Origin of the sequence: Pseudomonas sp. Leaf48, from assembly GCF_001421885.1 — a bacterium.
Classification (GTDB): domain Bacteria; phylum Pseudomonadota; class Gammaproteobacteria; order Pseudomonadales; family Pseudomonadaceae; genus Aquipseudomonas.
In genome coordinates this window covers 1-16245 of record NZ_LMLH01000033.1, presented here as the reverse complement: position 1 = coordinate 16245, position 16245 = coordinate 1, and the positions used below count along the sequence as shown (strand labels likewise).

Annotated in this window: 16 protein-coding genes; 1 reads left to right on the top strand and 15 read right to left on the bottom strand. The window is 56.8% G+C overall.

Features of this window, described 5'->3' with window-relative positions; all coding sequences use genetic code 11:
* Positions 1-640 precede the first annotated feature (640 nt).
* Entirely contained in the window at positions 641-4738 is a 4098-nt protein-coding gene (locus tag ASE98_RS24490) for a HigA family addiction module antitoxin (protein WP_177337004.1), read from the top strand.
* An 890-nt stretch (positions 4739-5628) separates the two neighbouring features.
* Here the strand turns inward: ASE98_RS24490 and ASE98_RS24485 are convergent.
* The 15 genes from ASE98_RS24485 to ASE98_RS24425 all read right to left on the bottom strand — a co-directional run bounded on the left by ASE98_RS24485 (position 5629) and on the right by ASE98_RS24425 (position 16025).
* Positions 5629-5910, bottom strand: coding sequence for a BrnA antitoxin family protein (locus ASE98_RS24485; protein WP_060543897.1), 282 nt, complete (start codon positions 5908-5910; stop codon positions 5629-5631).
* Positions 5870-6142, bottom strand: a complete 273-nt coding sequence (locus ASE98_RS26370) for a BrnT family toxin (RefSeq protein ID WP_082457644.1) — start codon at positions 6140-6142, stop codon at positions 5870-5872. Before ASE98_RS26370 ends, ASE98_RS24485 begins: the two co-directional genes overlap by 41 nt.
* Positions 6143-6316: 174 nt before the next feature.
* Positions 6317-6586 carry a hypothetical protein gene (locus ASE98_RS24480; RefSeq protein ID WP_236707837.1) on the bottom strand — a complete coding sequence of 90 codons (270 nt, stop codon included), beginning with the start codon at positions 6584-6586 and terminating at the stop codon, positions 6317-6319.
* 28 nt (positions 6587-6614) lie between these two features.
* On the bottom strand, positions 6615-7175 hold the full coding sequence (locus ASE98_RS24475) for a YbhB/YbcL family Raf kinase inhibitor-like protein (RefSeq protein WP_060543895.1): 561 nt from the start codon (positions 7173-7175) through the stop codon (positions 6615-6617).
* A gap of 89 nt (positions 7176-7264) precedes the next feature.
* A complete protein-coding gene (locus ASE98_RS26790) occupies positions 7265-7429 on the bottom strand; it encodes a hypothetical protein (RefSeq protein ID WP_156465552.1) in 165 nt (54 codons plus the stop codon).
* 96 nt (positions 7430-7525) lie between these two features.
* Positions 7526-9031, bottom strand: coding sequence for a YdgA family protein (locus ASE98_RS24470; RefSeq protein ID WP_060543894.1), 1506 nt, complete (start codon positions 9029-9031; stop codon positions 7526-7528).
* Between the two features lie 283 nt (positions 9032-9314).
* Positions 9315-9950 (bottom strand): hypothetical protein, encoded by a 636-nt coding sequence (locus tag ASE98_RS24465; RefSeq protein ID WP_060543893.1) that lies wholly within the window; start codon positions 9948-9950, stop codon positions 9315-9317.
* A 93-nt stretch (positions 9951-10043) separates the two neighbouring features.
* The gene (locus ASE98_RS24460; protein WP_060543892.1) at positions 10044-11492 is read right to left on the bottom strand and encodes an efflux transporter outer membrane subunit; all 1449 of its coding nucleotides are present in this window, start codon (positions 11490-11492) and stop codon (positions 10044-10046) included.
* Complete coding sequence (locus ASE98_RS24455) at positions 11489-12376, bottom strand: efflux RND transporter periplasmic adaptor subunit (RefSeq protein WP_060543891.1); 888 nt, start codon at positions 12374-12376, stop codon at positions 11489-11491. Before ASE98_RS24455 ends, ASE98_RS24460 begins: the two co-directional genes overlap by 4 nt.
* Positions 12373-12582 (bottom strand): DUF1656 domain-containing protein, encoded by a 210-nt coding sequence (locus tag ASE98_RS24450; protein ID WP_060543890.1) that lies wholly within the window; start codon positions 12580-12582, stop codon positions 12373-12375. The genes ASE98_RS24455 and ASE98_RS24450 overlap by 4 nt, the downstream gene beginning before the upstream one ends.
* Positions 12579-14651: an FUSC family protein gene (locus tag ASE98_RS24445; protein ID WP_060543889.1), complete on the bottom strand. Its 2073-nt coding sequence runs from the start codon at positions 14649-14651 to the stop codon at positions 12579-12581. Before ASE98_RS24445 ends, ASE98_RS24450 begins: the two co-directional genes overlap by 4 nt.
* Complete coding sequence (locus tag ASE98_RS24440; RefSeq protein WP_060543888.1) at positions 14648-15076, bottom strand: MarR family winged helix-turn-helix transcriptional regulator; 429 nt, start codon at positions 15074-15076, stop codon at positions 14648-14650. The genes ASE98_RS24445 and ASE98_RS24440 overlap by 4 nt, the downstream gene beginning before the upstream one ends.
* A 105-nt stretch (positions 15077-15181) precedes the next feature.
* Positions 15182-15463: a type II toxin-antitoxin system RelE family toxin gene (locus ASE98_RS24435; RefSeq protein ID WP_060543887.1), complete on the bottom strand. Its 282-nt coding sequence runs from the start codon at positions 15461-15463 to the stop codon at positions 15182-15184.
* Positions 15453-15698, bottom strand: coding sequence for a type II toxin-antitoxin system Phd/YefM family antitoxin (locus tag ASE98_RS24430; RefSeq protein WP_060543886.1), 246 nt, complete (start codon positions 15696-15698; stop codon positions 15453-15455). Before ASE98_RS24430 ends, ASE98_RS24435 begins: the two co-directional genes overlap by 11 nt.
* Positions 15699-15779: 81 nt before the next feature.
* Entirely contained in the window at positions 15780-16025 is a 246-nt protein-coding gene (locus ASE98_RS24425; protein ID WP_060543885.1) for a DUF2789 domain-containing protein, read from the bottom strand.
* Between the last annotated feature and the right edge of the window lie 220 nt (positions 16026-16245).

Below are 16245 nucleotides of genomic sequence, written 5' to 3'. Positions count from 1 at the left end.
GACGATTATGAAAACGTACCTGCTCGTCCAGACGGGTTTGCACTCAGGCAGGTTTCAGGGCGAGGTATGTGATGCTCAAACTCAAACGCATTCTATTAATAGCCCCCAGCGAAATGACCCTGAGCCTCCAAGTGTGTGTAAACGGAGAAGCGTAGACCTATATCCGAAATTCGATCTGCGAAGCTATATGTTTGTTTACTGGATGCGATTTTCCCCGCGAACCTACAGCGATATCATTTTCTTTGAGTGGCCGCTCATGGCCGATTTCTGCCCCTCGTGACAGGCTGAAATCGGCCGATTGTGTTGAAAAAGTCGGTACTTCCAGACTGCCCGCGTACTGACTGATGAAAATCCTTTTTTGCGCGCAGCTACGCGAAATCTGAGCCCGGAATCCTCTGCAGAAAGTAAAGATTTCAATCTCAAGCGCTAACTTTTCTGCCGTGGAAACCATGGTCGACTTTTTCAACAGAATCGGTCAAAAGCGGTCATTTAAAGCTTTCTGCGGATCAAACCTGATGGAGTGCATCGGCACTAACCCAATCGAACAGAGAGTGTGCGCATTCTAATTTATGGCATTGAAACGACTTTATTTCATGTGTAAGGTGTAGCTTTACACCTTACAGAATGGCGGGCCCGTAGAATGGAAAAGGAAAATACTCCCTTGCACCCAGGACACTGGGTCAGAGAAAACATTCTCAAACCTCGAAATCTCACAGTAACCGAAGCGGCAAAGCTCGTCGGCATAAGCCGTCCTGGGGCTTCGAATTTTCTTAATGCGAAGGTATCAGCGACACCTGATATGGCTGCGCGGCTGGAGCGTGCATTTGGCGTACCAGCCATTGATATCCTCAATCTCCAGAGCTCCTTTGACTCACACGTTGCCAAAGCTGGGTCTGCCGCTGCCAGTGTGCGTGCCTATGTAACTCCGTTTCTCGGTATTTCAGGCAATGACATAACCAACTGGTTTTCAACGACCATTTTGGCCCGTACCCGGTTATCAGTTTTGCTTCGTACGCTAGTCAACTCGACCGGGCAGAATCTGGAGAGAGTTGACTTTCCTGGAAACGACGATGCGGAGCGCCCTGGTTGGGATGGCTTCATTGAAAGCCCTTCTGGGACTCCATGGATTCCTGCTGGAGCGTCAGGCTGGGAGTTTGGGGTCAATGTTGACATCAAAGCAAAAGCGGACGGCGACTTTGCGAAAAGCGTGAAAGCGATTAATAAGACGGATCGTCAGAAAATCACGTTCGTGTTTGTTACACCTCGACGCTGGCCAGGAAAAGCTACGTGGCTCACCGCCATGCAGGCAAAGAAACTTTGGAAGGACGTTCGAGCCTACGACGTTAGTGATATCGAGCAATGGATGGAGACATCTATTGCAGCACAGACATGGTTTGCAAACCAAACTGCGCGACCATCGAGCGGCGTGCGAACTCTCGACAAATGCTGGGCTGACTGGGCGAATGTCGCAGAGCCCCCCCTTCATCCGTCGCTCTTCAGCACCGCGAGCGATGTCTGGCGCAGCCGTATGAAGACGTTCTTGTCGAAGTTGGACTCAGAGCCGCTCATTATCACTGCTGACTCGGTAGAGGAAGCCGTTGCGTTCTTGAGCCAGATATTCAGCGAGCTGGAGTTTGGCCAGCATAAAGACCGCGTGCTGGTGTTCGACGAACCCGGCGTGTTACCGAAGCTTGCCCAGAGTACAACCAATTTCATCGCAGTTGCGCACACGCGAGATGTCGAGCGGGAGTTTGGATCCTATAACGGGTCGTTGCCTACAATCGTGGTCTATCCGCGCAATGCCGCAAATGCCAATTCAAATATCAGCTTAGAACCACTCGGTTATGAGGTTTTCGACAAAGCCCTTCAGGCTATGGGTAAGGGTCGCGACGAGATAACTAGGCTCGCCAATGCCTCAGGACGCTCACTTACTGTGTTGCGGCGTACACTTTCGAAAATCCCAGCGATTCAAACGCCTTTGTGGGCTGCCAGTCATCAAGCCGCCTCGAACCTTGTTCCGCTCGCACTTCTTGGGACATGGGATACGCGTAACGAGGCAGACCTGACAGCACTTTCGATGCTTGCGGGAGACATTTCCTTTGATGCATTAGAAAGATGTGTGCAGGAATTGCTGCAATTCAACGATTCCCCTGTGTGGTCCCTCGGAAACTATCGCGGAGTGATTTCTAAGATTGACTCTTTATTTGCGATTGCTGGGGCGGTCACCCTCGGTGACCTCAACCATTTCTTCGATATCGCAAAGATCGTTCTGGGTGAGGACGATCCTGCTCTTGATCTTCCGGAGAAAGAGCGTTGGGCGGCAGCTATCCATGGAAAGAAGCGCGAGTTCTCTTCAGCGCTTCGCGAAGGCATTTCTGAGACGTTAGTTTTGCTCGCGGTTCACGGGAAACATCTTTTCGGTAAACGCCTTGGTTTTGATGGCGAGCTCGCCGCTGCCAGGTTGGTGGGGGAACTTCTTGAGCCGCTGGAGACCCGCAAGCTGGAAGCAAACGACCGCGATCTTCCTCTCTATGCGGAAGCTGCTCCTAAGGAGTTTTTAAACATTATTGAGCGTGACCTCAGATCAGAGGAGCCTTGCACGCTGGGATTGCTGCGTCCTGTCGCCGCAGGGCTCTTTGGCTCACCTAAACGTACAGGTCTTCTCTGGGCTCTAGAAGGGCTGGCTTGGAATCCCGCCACCTTTCCTCGGGTTGTCAAAGTTCTGGGGCGGCTCGCTGAAGTAAAAATTGACGACAACTGGGCTAACAAGCCAATTGGCTCACTTGGATCGATCTTCAGAGCATGGATGCCGCAGACGGCTGCTGACCACGATTCGCGGTTGAAGGCTATGCGCATGCTACTGGAGAAGCACCCCTCAATAGGCTGGGAGATCTGCCTTCAGCAGTTCGGCGACTTCGGGAGTCGCGTCGGAGACTACACCCAAAAGCCTAAATGGAGGCCCGATGGATACGGCTTTGGTGAGCCCTTCAGCACTTCAGGGCCTATCAATGATTTTGTCCGTGAAATGGTCAAGATGGCTTTGACCATGCCGTCCTATACAGCCGACATGATTTGCGACCTCATCACGCGCCTCCACGCGCTATCTGTCGAAGATCAAGAAAACGTATGGAGAATCATCGAAGAGTGGAAGAAGGCTGGGGCCAGTGACGCCGACATCGCCCGTGTGCGTGACAGAATTCGTGTGGCAGTACTGTCACGACGCGGCCGAAAGAAGGCGGACGAAGGTGGTCAAGCCAGCCTTTCGAAAATAGCAAAGGCTGTTTACGCTTCGATGGAGCCGACCGACGTCGTCAATAAGCATGAATGGCTTTTCCGGAAAGGTTGGGTCGAGGAGTCGGCGGATGAGCTCTCGGGTGAAGAGCTTGATTTTCGGGCGCGCGAATGCCGAATCGAAAAGCTCCGGTTCGAAGCCTTGACAGAAATCGCCACCAACATTGGCTTACGTGGAATTTTCGATCTTGCCATGAAAGGCAACACTCACCGGCAAATCGGCTGGTATCTGGCGCGTGGAATCTTAAACGCAGAGCAGCTTGAAGAGCTGATACTCCAGTGTCTTAGCAAGGCGAATGACTCCGGCTACAACAGCATCGCAATTGGTGCGTTGGGTGCACTTGATCGCGATCAGCACAAGGCACTCTTCGATAGATTGCGCGATAAAATGCCTGAGCAAGATGCTCTCCGCATGCTCCTGTTCTCGCCCTACTGTAGAGCGACGTGGGCACTCGTGGATCAACTTTCAGTTGAAGCGCGTTCTAGTTACTGGCGTGATGTCACTCCGGAATTCATATTCGATGCGCCGGACCAGAATAACGAAAGCATCGGGCATCTACTTGTCGCGAAAAGACCGCGCGCCGCCTTCTCCTCGGTTCACTTTAAACTTGATGATGTACGCCCTGAACTTCTGGTTCGGATGCTTTCCGACATGCCAAAAGATGGCAATGATAAGGAAGGCGAATATCAGCTTCAAAGCTATGAAGTCCAGCAAGCTTTCAAGCTGTTGAACCGAAATCCGGACGTGCTACTCGAGGAAAAGGCCGGCTTGGAGTTTATTTTCATTGATGTACTCGCTCGATCGCTTCGGGGTGGTGACGGACACCAAATTCCGAATCTCGAACGCTATATCGAAGACCATCCCGAAATGTTCGTCCAGGCGATCGCCTGGACGTACAAGCGTAAGAGTCCCGGCGAAGATCCTTCGGAGCTCACTGCGGAAGATAGCCGGGAGCGCTTGGCTCTCAGAGGCTACCACTTGCTGGAGGCTCTGGAGCGCATACCCGGACAGGATGAAGCCACTGAAGAGTTGGCCCGTGTAAAGCTGATCGAGTGGATATCGATAGTACGCAGGCGTTGTTCCGACCTCGACCGCGCAGAAATAGCCGATGTTTGCCTTGGCAAGCTATTAGCCCGCGCGCCTGAAGGCAAGGATGGAGTGTGGCCCAACGAGCCTGTTCGTGATGTTATGGAGGAGTTGGAATCCGAAGAAATATCGCGAGGGGCTCATACGGGACTTTACAACGCCCGTGGTGCGCACTGGCGAGGCGAAGGAGGAAGCCAGGAGAGAGAGCTCGCAGCCAAGTATCGCAGATGGGCGGAGGCCCTGCACTTTTCCCATCCGTTCGTATCCTCGTCTCTTCTTACATCCATGGTGGAGACCTACGAATATGAGGCAGAGCGGCAGGATACTGAGGCAGGTATACGGCGACGTCTGCGGCATTGACCCTGCTTGAACTGAACGAGGTTAGTCATCTGTGGTTCATGGTAGCCCCCCATAGTCCACTTTGAACCATTAGCTGTCATTTAAGAGTGGCAGCTAATGGCCGATTCTGTTGAAAAAGTCGAGCGTGGTTTCCACGGCAGAAAAGTACGCGCCTGAGATTGAAATCTAGAATCGGCGCAGAGGTATTCGGACTCGGATTTCACGTAGCAGCGTACTAAAAAGATGCTTTTGCCGATCAGTATTCTGGCAGTTTGAGAAAACCGACTTTTTCAACAGAATCGGCCGATCTCTGCCCTTCACGAAGGGCGGCTTTGGGTCCAGGCTGTGTGAAAACGCACTGAATACGTCGAAAACTAAGAGCTACGGGCTTTGCCTGAGAAACCAGCAGTCGGAAGCGCGAATTACCCTAGTCAGCTACAAAGGTGTTCCTAATTGCTGTTTGGGCCGTGCCAGCGGCCCAAACAGTCGCTCATGGACGGCCGTTCTCTGTCGGAAAAGGCTAGGCGCCGCGCAATGCTAACAATAGCTAACGTGCCGACACGTTGGCCAAGCGCTAACACCAAGGATTCGGTTATCGCCGGTAGCCAATTCGATGTTAGTTCTATTACGTTCTGGTGCTGGCATCCACGGCACCGGCAAGCCAGCAGCAAGCGCCGTGTATGCCCTCATGTATGCCTTGACGAGGCACGCCCTACAAAACCCATACAAACCGGGCATCACAGCCTCCAGTTCAAACGACGCCTGGGCACCATACGTAAAAACGAGAAAGCCTCAGATCTTAGGGTCTGGGGCTTTTTCGTTTCTGGCTACTTACGCAAACGCGGGGCATCGGCCCATCACCGGCTTCGCGTTATTGCCAACCTCTGAAAGAGGGCGAGGCTCACCAGTGGTTACGACTTCAATTCGCTGGGCGTGTGCGTCTTGAGCCAGTCGGCCAGTGCTGCGTTCATTCGTGTTTGCCAGCCTGGTCCCGAGGCCTTGAACTGCGCCAGCACGTCCGCTTCAAGCCGAATCGTTATCCGCTCGCGTACAACCTCTGCCTTGGGCCTGCCGCGCCGAACAAGTCGATCGCCCTTGAATTCGTCGGCGCGCTCAAAGAAAGAGTCCGTGAGTTCCGGTGCATCGTCTGGATCAACCCAGACGGCTTCGGTACTGGGTTTGTTCGCGCTCATTGGCTTTCCTCATAGAGATGATGCGGCGAGCCTCGCCGCGAGGTGTCCAGACCATTACAACCATTCGGCCAATCAACAGACCAACGGTGATAAAGCGGACCTCTCCGTATTCCTGTCGCGTGTCTTCGGCGGTGAAGTGGTGGCCGGCAAAGACGGCAGCAGCATCGGCAAAATCAACACCGCGCTCGAGCAGGGTTTTGTCACGCTTAGCAGGATCGAAGATTATTTGCATGCTTTATTGTATGCACAATAAATATGACATACAAGATATAGCGTCATGACACTAATCTGACTTCCTGCATTGCGACAATATCTGAGGTTTGACAACTGTAACCCTAGCAAAATCGTCAACCGGTCCTACACACGGGTAGCGGGTTAACAAAAAAAAACCGCCGAAACGGTTTTTTTATTCTGTAGTCCAGTCGAATTCGTCGTACTCATCATCGTCCTCGTCGTCCTCGAAAAACTCCTCTTCAAGGTCGTCGTCTTCAACAACGTCTTCTTCCGGCTGATTCAGCAGAAAATCCTTGCGACTCTCGGTAATCGCTCGCCGCAGTTCCTCACCCTTTTTCGGGCAGTTGAGCATTTGGGCGATGCGGTCGATTTTTTTTGTCACGGCATCCTCCAACGCATCGACTATGGCTCGATAGTGCGCGCTTTCGGGCCTGGATGCCAAATCGCCGCGCTTAACGCAGAAAAAATCTTCAGCGGTGATAACGCCGCACTACGCTGCTGTTTCGCAGCACATGACCTTTTATTTTTTCCAGCAGCTGCGCGCGGGTCAGGCCGGCGGGCAAGGCGTCCGGGGCAAGGTCCAAGGCATAAATCTGGATGATGTAGTGGTGAGCGCTGTCACCCACTGGCGGGCACGGGCCGACGTAACCGGTGGTGTTCTTGCTGTTGGTGCCGCCGATGCCCTCCAGCGCGGATTTTGCCCCTGCACCGGCCGGGATCTGTTGCGTGGTGGGCTTGATGCCGTAATGCACCCAGTGATCGACACCCTGGCCTTTCTGGCCGTCGGGGTCATGCATGACGATGGCATAGCTGCGGGTGCCTGCCGGGCCGGCGTTCCAGTTGAGCGCCGGGGAAACGTTGTGTCCGCCACAGCCGGCGGCATCGCTGGCGGCCGCCGCCGTGAACAAACGGTCATCCGATACACCAGGGATGTTCAGGGTGAATCGTTCCTGAGCCTGTGCCGGAAATTGCACGCAAAGAGCGACAGCCAACGCCGCAAGCCAAGGGTTCAATGAGGTCGATCGGGTCATACCGGAGCACCTTGTGCGTGTTGGGCCGTCGTCGGCGTGCAAACTATAGCCGGACCGTTCACGCCGTGGCACTGGGATTTGGCTGAACCTCATGGCTGGGTCCAGACCCATATTTGAAACGTCCGCCCGCAGAGCGCTTCGTTGCCTGCGATGAAGAACGGGCCATGGTCTTGCTGGCGCAACGGAAGAAGCAGCCATTGCCGATAGACGAGGCGTGGCGTGGCGGCTGGTTCGCCGATAAGTATTGCGCGCACCAGATCCCCGTAGGAGCTGCTGCAGGCTGCGATCTTTTGATCTTTTAAAAGTAAAGATCGCAGCTTGCGGCACTCCTACACAGGCCAGCCCAACGTTTATTGCATCTCGCCGACACCACCGACTTTGCTCATGACGAAAGCGGCGAACTCTTCAACGGTCATTTTCTGGCCATTGAACTCCACCTGGTTATTGGCGTAGTGCAACTTGGTGACGATGTTAGTCCCGTCCAGTTTCGCCAACTGCGAGCCGACCGCCATGCTGCTGAACATGTCCGCGGTGGCAGTGGCCTGATCGGCAATCAACTTGACGTCGGTCTGGCCGTCGAGTTGCGACTGCAGCGAGAGCACATCAACCAGCATGGGTTTGGACACTTGCAGATTGAAGTCCAGCAACGCGATCAGTTGTCGGACCAACTGATCGGTTGGCAGGTCGATCGCTTGTGGCTTGGTCAGGTCGAGCACCAGGTTGGCGCGGCTTTCACCGTTGGTGGTCTTGAACGACAGATTTTCCAGGGCAACCTGAGGACCTGCCGCCAGAACTTTTTCCAGACTGGACTTGAGCAGTGCCTCTTCGGCTTCGGTCAGTTGCAACTCCGGTGCCGGCAGCCCGGCTGCGATCGCTTCGGAGGCAGCCCTTTCATAGGGTTGCAGCTTGCTCTGATACACCTGCATCAACGACAGGGTGGCCGGAATGTCGAGGTTCTTCAGGCTCATGGCCATGGCCGCGGAACCGACGGCCTTGCCGTTCAGGGATACTTCGCCCACCTTGTAATCGGCACGCCCCGAGGCATTGGTGCCGGATTCTTCGGTCAGGTTCTTCATTTCGAACTTCTTGAAGTCGAGCACCGACTGCTTGGTGCCAAAGGTCGATTTGCCACTGGCCAGTTCCAGCACGTTCTCGCCGACATAGAAACCGTAAGTGCTTTTTGTCAGGTTGCTGGCCAGGGTCAGGCCGTTCAGCTCGACTTGCACCGGTGCCTGATCTTCGGAAACGGTGATCAGTTTAAGGCTGTCCATGTAGCCATCGGCCTTGACCTTTTTCGCCTGCGCGCTGGCAGCGACGTCGATGCTCAGGCCGGAGAACTTCATGCTGGATTTTTCATCCAGGGCCATTTCCAGTGGCTGCAATTGCAGTGTGCCGTTGGTGGCGTTGTCGTAGCCGATGTTGACCACGCCGGTCAGGGGCGATTTGTCCTTGGCGGCGGCAAACCACTTCTCGGTGAGCGGGGTCTTTTCCAGTTCATAGTGACTGGTCGCCATGACCGGCAACCATTTCAGCGACATCAGTCGCGAGAACGGCAGCGGGCCGTGTTCGATGTGGTCGACGAACTGCAACTCGAGTGGTGTTTCACCAAACATTTCGCCTTCGCCCTTGAGGCGGTAGTGCGCAGTACTGCTGAAGACATGACGTTCCAGCGACACCAGCTCCAGCGACGCCGTACCGTTGGAACCGACCATCGCGGCTTGCAGCTCTTTGTTGGCATCCGCGATCGAGGTGTTGAGCACGCCTTCGAGTTTGCTGCCGGTAAACCATGCACCGCCGGCGCTGATGGCTCCGATGACAACAACAATTCCCAGAAGCACGCCTGCTGATTTATTCATGTATGACCCGTTCAATGTCCGTTGCTGAAGGTGTCGTCGTCTTCCCTGCCCCCATGACGGGTTGCGGTCACGACTGCGCTGAAAGTGGGGTGCAGATTAGCATCAGGCGCGTTGAGCGGCCCAATGATTAACGGTGAAAGAGTGTCTTTGGGTTGGTCATCAAAAGCAGAGAATTGCGGTGGATGTTCTGGCGCCTTCGCGAGCAAGCCCGCTCCCACATTGGAATGCGATCTCCTGTGGGAGCGGGCTTGCTCGCGAAGGCGTCAGAACAGCCAAAACAAAATCAGGAATACTGAACCTCGATTTCATCCAGCTGATGATCAAAGCTTTTTAACCGCGCAGTCCAGGTGTACACCAACACCTCGAAGTCGCGATTGATCACCGCCCCGCCCGTCACTTCGGCGCGGGGGTCGCAGAAGTCCAGTTGATAACGTTCACGGGCCATGGCCGTGGCGACATCGGCCAGTTCCCGGGCATTGCTGAGCCAGTGCCGACCGTCGTCAGCCACTTGCCTGTCGAGCGCCAGGCATTGTTTTTTCAGGGTCTCGAGGCTTTTCTCCAGCGGCGTGCCGGTCAGTTCCCCCATGACCTCCTGAAACGTACGCCCAGGTTGCCAGTAACTGCCCCAGAAATAGCGGTCGAACACCGTTTCGACACGGCGCAGCGCAACCTTGGTGTCCCAGATCAGCACCAGAGTCTTGCCTTGTTCAAGCTGTCGTTTTTTGGTGCGTTGATTCTGGACCGACGCCCAGGCCACCACCGCAATGGACATGACCGCGATCAGCGCGATGGCACTATCGAGAAAGGCCAGCGCCTTATCAATCTGGTCAGCCAGCATGATGCCGTAGAAATAGGTCGCCGAAAGCAGCACTAACACCACCACGGCACACCAGAAGCCGAGAGCATAAGGGTTTTTCATTATTGGTTTCCCCATGACCTGCGCGAGCTTTGTGCAATAAAAGGGCGCTTTGCACGAGGCGCCCTTCCAACACTTCAAAGCATAGCAACGGCCTCAGGGTTTGCCGGGGTTCGACGCTTGCGTTCGTCCGCTTTCCCAGCCGCCGCCCAAGGCGAGGAACAGATCGATCTGGCTCATCGCAACTTGCGTGTTCGCAGCAGCCAGTTGCGCCGTGACATCGGTGTAGGTGCGGGTCGCTTGCAGGTCCGCCAGGAACGACTCGCGGCCGGCCTGAAAGAAGCGGTGAGTCTGATCGGCGGCCAGTTGCGCCGATTGCGCGGCATCGGCCAGGGCATCGCGACGTTGCAACAACGCCGAGTACTGGGCCAGTCCGGTCTGGGTTTCACGAATAGCGTTGAGCACCACGCCATCGAAGTGCGCCAGGTAACCCTGGGTCGCGGCTTCCGCCTCGCGGATTCGCGCCCGCGCGCCATTGGTCGGCACGTTCCAGGTCAGGGATGGGCCGAAGCCCCAGCGGTTGGTGGACGGTTCGCCGAGGTTCTCCAGGAGACCGACGGTGCCCACGGTCGCGCCGATGCTGATATTGGGGTACAGCTCGCCAGTGGCAACGCCGATGTCGGCTGTTGCGGCAGCCAGTTGGCGCTCGGCCTGGCGTACGTCCGGACGGCGTTTGAGCAACGCGGCGCCATCGCCCACCGGCACCAGTTGCGCGATTTTCGGCAGCTCGGCACAGGTCGCGGTTCCAGCGGGTAATTGATCCACCGGCTTGGCCAGCAGCATCGACAAACGGTAAAGCCCGGCCTGACGCGCCGCTTCGTAACGCGGCAGGTCGGCGCGAAGTGATTTGAACTGGGTTTGTGAACGAGTCACCTGGGTTTCGTCGCCGCGCCCGGCATCGCGCAAGCGCTGGATCAGCGAGGTGCTCTGGGCTTGCAGGTCGAGGGAGTGCTCGGCGATCTCGCGCTCTTCGTTGGCTGCGCAAACCTGGGTGTAAGCGCGCACTACATCCGCCACCAGCGTGATGCGTGCAGTATCGGCCGCGGCTTGCGTCGCATCGGCATTGGCCTTGGCCGCTTCGATGCCGCGCTGCAGAGTGCCGAACAGGTCGAACTGGTACGACGCACTGATGCCGATATCGCCGATGTTGGCCACCGGCACTTTTTCCGGCAGCAGGAAGGCTTCACCGGATTCCTGCAAACGCTGGGCACCCATTTTCACGCCGCCACTCCAGCCACCCATGGCTTGCGCCTCGTCGACCTGGGCGCGAGCCCGCAACAGTCTGGCCGCCGCCACCCGCAAATCGGTGTTGGAAGCCATGGCCCGCTGCACCAATTGATCGAGCCGCGGGTCTCGGTACAAGCGCCACCAATCGGCCGGCACGGGTGCGGAAACCACGGCTTTAGCATCCTTCGCCAGATCACTTTGCAGGTCTTTGCGCTGAATGGCCGCTTCCGTGGGCAAGTGATAATCCGGCCCGACCACCTGACACGCCGAGAGCAACAGGCCTAACCCGACGACGGCCAAACCCGAGGCCTTGCTCATTGCGCAGGCTCCCGATTGTTGTCATCGATGATTGATACTGTCGCGGTGCGACCGGCGATCATGCGGAAATCCTCAGGCACGTCATCGAAGGCGATCCGCACCGGAATCCGCTGTGCCAGGCGCACCCAGCTGAACGCCGGATTGACGTTGGGCAGCAGGTTATTGCCGCTGGTGCGATCCCGGTCTTCGATGCCGGCGACAATACTTTCCACGTGCCCGCGCAGGCGCGCACTGTCGCCAACCACGCGGATATCGACGCTCTGGCCGATATGAATACCACCCAGTTTGGTTTCTTCGAAGTAGCCATCGATGTGGAACGAATTGCTGTCGACCACCGACAACACCGGCCGCCCGGCGCTGACGAACTCCTGGACTCGCGGAGCACGGTCGTTGACGTAGCCGTCCACCGGGCTGCGGACCACCGAACGGTCGAGGTTCAGTTGCGCGCTGTCCACTGCCACCTGGGCTTCCATCAATGCCACTTGGGCGCGGGCGACCCGGGACTGACTTTCCTCCAGTTGCTCACCCGGCACCAGATTGCCCAGCCCCTTGTTGCGCTTGGCCTCACGCTGGGCCTGGGCGAGGGTTTCTTCGCGATCGGCGACCGCTGCCTTGGCCTGACGCAGCGCCAGCTTGAAACGGTCCGGATCGATGCTGAACAGCACCTGGCCACGTTTGACCAATTGGTTATCGCGCACTTCTACTTGCTGGATCAGCCCGGACACATCCGGGGCGATTTGCACGACGTCGGCACGGATATGCCCGTCGCGGGTCCAGGGCGCGAACATGTAATACATCACCATGCGCCACACCACGAAAACGGCGAAGCTCACGATCAACAGGGTCAGCACCACGCGACCAAAAGTCAGGAACGGTTTTTTCATGTCATCAGGTATCGACTGAGTGAGTCCACGGCGCCAAGCAGCAAGGCGTAGAGAGCCACGTTGAACAATGCCCGGTGCCAGACCAGACGGTAAAAGTGCAGGCGCGTCAGCACCCCGTGCACCAACAGGTACAACACGTACGTAATGCCCATCAGTACCAGCAGCGTAGGCAGGAACACCCCGTTGATATCCAGATCACCGATCATAAAGGCGCTCCATCGATGCCATGGGGAAGCGGTTCTTCAGGTTCGGCAGAGCCGACGAATTCGACACCTGGCAGCAATGCCAGGCGCAGGCCGCTCAAGGCGTGCAGCAGATGCCGACGGGTTTCGTCATCCCCGGCGCCACCAAGGGCGCGACGGGTGCGGTCGAGGGTCATCAGCAACGGGCCAGGTGCCGGCAAGCGCTCGCCGGCCTTGAGGCACGCCTTGAAGTAGTCGCCCACTTCGCTCACCACCTGACGCAACATTACTTGCGGCACACCAGGAACACGCGGTGAATAGGCGAGCAAATCCAGCAGATTCAACGCCACCCGTACTTCCCGCAGCGCAATGCCGGTGTCCTGACCCGTCATGGCCAGGCGTGGCAAATGCTGCATCAGTCGATCGAGCATCTGCACGCCCAACTGCCGATGCTCGGCCAGCGTCGCCGGTTTGCTGAGACTGACGATATCGCGCCAGCTGAATCGGGTCAGGCGCTTGGCCGCCAGCTCGGCCCCGAAAGGCCGGGCGATCAACGTCCAGATGAACGCGAACAGCAAGCCCATTGGACCGGCCAGGTTGGAGTTGACGAAGCTGAGGAAGTCCGCGTCGTAGGCGCCCTGGATACTGATGAAAGACGACGTGTTGACCAGAGTCAGCAGCATGCCCAGATAGAACTGCGGCTTGACGGTCAGAGTGCCGATACAAATGAACGGCACGGCAAACGCCAGCACCAGCATCGGAAAGTCATGCAGGTTGGGAAGGACCAGAAACAGGTAGAGGCTGGCGAACACCACCGAGATCGCCGTCCAGAAAAAGAACCGGTAAATCTGCGGCGCCGGGTCATCCATCGAGGCGAAAAAGCTGCACGCCACCGCCGCCAGAATCACGGCGCCGCCGCCGTCGGTCCAGCCCAGCAGAATCCACAAGACCGAGGCGACAATAATGGCAGTGACGGTGGAAACAGCGGAATAGAGCATCAAGCCGCGATCCAGGAACGGGGTCAGCCGCCCCAGGCGCCAATGTCGATACACCGCGCGCCAGTTGTCCTGGCTGTCGCACTGGATGGCGTATTGCAGGCTGCGGCAGTCCTGCCATAAATCAACCCATTCGCCGAGGCGGTAAATGGCATTGGAGAGCAGCAGTTGCTTACGGTCATCCAGCGCTTCGGGACCCGGCTGTTGGGCCTCCAGTTGATCTTTGAGGGCTTGCCAGCGATTCGGGTCGGCATCCTTGTGCTCCAGCCATTCGCTGGCAGCGGCCGCCAGAGGCGCGAATTTTTCCACCAGTTCAGGCGTGCGCCGCTCCAGAGCATAGAGCGCGTCGTCGAGGTCATCGATTACCGGCAGCAGGTGGATCATTCTCCCGCGCAATTCCTTGGTGTTGCGTACCGTTTGCGGACCCGCGCCTTCATGGGGCAACTGGCCGATCATTAATTCGAGGGTGTTGAAGGTGGCAACCATGGACGTACGTAGCGCGCTGACTTCTTCGGGCTGCACATTGCGGCTGATGAAACGCAGGCTGTAGGTCGATGCCTCGGCAAACCATTTGCTTACCGAATCGTTGAATACCGGGGCCAGGCGTCGTGGCCAGAATATCGCGCCAACCACCGCCGCCACGGCAATGCCCAGAAAGATCTCTTCGGTCCGTGCCTCTGCGACGTCCCATACCCCCAACGGGTTATCCACCACCGGCAGGGCGATCAGCGGCAATGTGTAGCCGGCGAGCATCAGCGCGTAGTTGTTGGCGGTGCGCAGGTGCAGAGACAAGAACAGCAGTGTCCCGGTCCACAGCGCAATCACGACCACCAGCACATAAGGACTCTGAACGAACATCGGCACGAACAGCACTGCGGCCGCAGCACCGATGAACGTACCGATCGCACGGTACAACGCCTTGGAACTGGTCGGGCCGAGAAACGGACTGGAAACGATATAAACCGTGGCCATCGCCCAATACGGACGCGGCATTTGCATGAGCAGGGCGATGTACAGCGCGATCATTGATGCGGCGAAAGTGCGAACCCCGTAGAACCAGTCCCGCGCCGGGGGCATACCAGCAAAAAATCCTTTCAAGAGTGGGCCACCGATGGCGGCGTGGCCGCTTCAAAAGCTCTCAGTACCCGCAGCGTAGCTTCCAGATCGCTCTGGTCAATGCCATCGAGGACCTCATGACGCAGGCGCACCAGTTCGACTTCGACCGCCTGCACCAGCTCCCGGCCGGTCGCGGTCAGGCTCAGGCATTTGGCGCGGCGGTCCTGGGTATCTCCGGTGCGGCAGACGTAACCGTCATGGCACAACTGATCGAGCAGGCGTACCAAAGACGGGCTCTCCATCCCTGCCGCCTGCGCCACTGTCACCTGCCGCACACCCTCACCCAGACGCCCGATCATCAACAGCGGGACGGCACAGGCTTCGGAGATTCCATAGTTGACCAGCGTGGTCTGGCAGATTTTGCGCCAATGCCTGGCGGCCACCACCATGGAGCTGCTGATGTTCATCTGGAGGACGTTGAGGTTATTCGGCACGAGAGGAAATATACATAGTTAGTTTGCTAACTATCAATATGGCATTTGCAGGGATTCCTCGTCAAGTTTTGAAACAATTCAGCGTCTCTTGGCCCTTTCGTAGACTTCGCTACGTTCGCGCTTGCCCACCGCGACTACAGAAACGACAACACGCTCATCTATCACCTCGTAGACAAGCCGGTAGCCCGATGACTTCAATTTGATTTTGTAGCAGTCAGGCATGCCATGCAGCGAGTCAGAGGGAATCCGGGGCACTTCGAGCCGCTCTGTCAGTTTCTTTTTGAACTGCTCACGCAGCGTGTGCCCCAGCTTGTCCCACTCCTTGCGTGCAGACGGCAGAAATTCGAGCTTATAGGTCATCCAGCGTTACCGGAATTGGCGTTTCATGACGACGAGAACGCACGATTTCCGCCAGCTCCATATCATCGAGGCGCTCCATCATGGCCTCGAAAACATCGGCCGGGACCATGTAACCCATGACTCGATTGTGATTGAGCACAGCAACAGGCCCACCATGAGCGCCATTTAAGACGGCAGACGGGTTTTTCTTCAGTTCAGAGACACTGACTGCCATATCGGCCAGGACACTTTGCATAATTAAGACCTCAAATAAGGTCGTAATTCTGGTCTACTTTTAATCTCCCAGCAATCTTGAAAGCTGCTGCCCATCAGATTTTTACACCCCCCGCCCCTTCCTCAACATCACATTCAACTGATCCACCACCTCCGCCCAGTCGGCATCATCGAGAATCTCTTCGCGCAAAAGCTGCGCCTGACTCGGGTTCCAGAAAAATGCATCCGCCAGGTGCAGTTCCGGTTTGAGCGGTGAGTGGGTGGCAATGAATTTATCGATGCTTTCAGCGTCATCCGCCAGGCCGAGTTGTTTGAACAGCGAAGGAAGGTTATGCGTCGGGCTTTCCATATCGAACTCCTGGGAACCAATTCGGGGACCGCTGCGCGGTCATCGCGACCAGGCTCGCTTGTATGGTAGGACTTGAAGGGAGGAGGAGGGACAAGGCTCGATTCTGACTGTTGACGCAGTACAGACCGTGGGAGATTTCGCCCCTCCTCCTTTCACCCAAGCGTGAACCTGTCCCTGAAACGCTCCCCGGGCATCACCGCCTTCCACATCCGTGTCGTCC

Excerpts from the sequence above, each read along its gene's own strand:
- ASE98_RS24475 (WP_060543895.1), bottom strand. The coding sequence starts at position 7,175 with ATGACCCGATCGACCTCATTGAACCCTTGGCTTGCGGCGTTGGCTGTC.
- ASE98_RS24450 (WP_060543890.1), bottom strand. The coding sequence starts at position 12,582 with ATGATCGGTGATCTGGATATCAACGGGGTGTTCCTGCCTACGCTGCTG.
- ASE98_RS24455 (WP_060543891.1), bottom strand. The coding sequence starts at position 12,376 with ATGAAAAAACCGTTCCTGACTTTTGGTCGCGTGGTGCTGACCCTGTTG.
- ASE98_RS24430 (WP_060543886.1), bottom strand. The coding sequence starts at position 15,698 with ATGCAAAGTGTCCTGGCCGATATGGCAGTCAGTGTCTCTGAACTGAAG.
- ASE98_RS24490 (WP_177337004.1), top strand. The coding sequence starts at position 641 with ATGGAAAAGGAAAATACTCCCTTGCACCCAGGACACTGGGTCAGAGAA.
- ASE98_RS24485 (WP_060543897.1), bottom strand. The coding sequence starts at position 5,910 with ATGAGCGCGAACAAACCCAGTACCGAAGCCGTCTGGGTTGATCCAGAC.
- ASE98_RS24435 (WP_060543887.1), bottom strand. The coding sequence starts at position 15,463 with ATGACCTATAAGCTCGAATTTCTGCCGTCTGCACGCAAGGAGTGGGAC.
- ASE98_RS24465 (WP_060543893.1), bottom strand. The coding sequence starts at position 9,950 with ATGAAAAACCCTTATGCTCTCGGCTTCTGGTGTGCCGTGGTGGTGTTA.
- ASE98_RS26370 (WP_082457644.1), bottom strand. The coding sequence starts at position 6,142 with ATGCAAATAATCTTCGATCCTGCTAAGCGTGACAAAACCCTGCTCGAG.
- ASE98_RS24460 (WP_060543892.1), bottom strand. The coding sequence starts at position 11,492 with ATGAGCAAGGCCTCGGGTTTGGCCGTCGTCGGGTTAGGCCTGTTGCTC.
- ASE98_RS24425 (WP_060543885.1), bottom strand. The coding sequence starts at position 16,025 with ATGGAAAGCCCGACGCATAACCTTCCTTCGCTGTTCAAACAACTCGGC.
- ASE98_RS24440 (WP_060543888.1), bottom strand. The coding sequence starts at position 15,076 with ATGAACATCAGCAGCTCCATGGTGGTGGCCGCCAGGCATTGGCGCAAA.
- ASE98_RS24470 (WP_060543894.1), bottom strand. The coding sequence starts at position 9,031 with ATGAATAAATCAGCAGGCGTGCTTCTGGGAATTGTTGTTGTCATCGGA.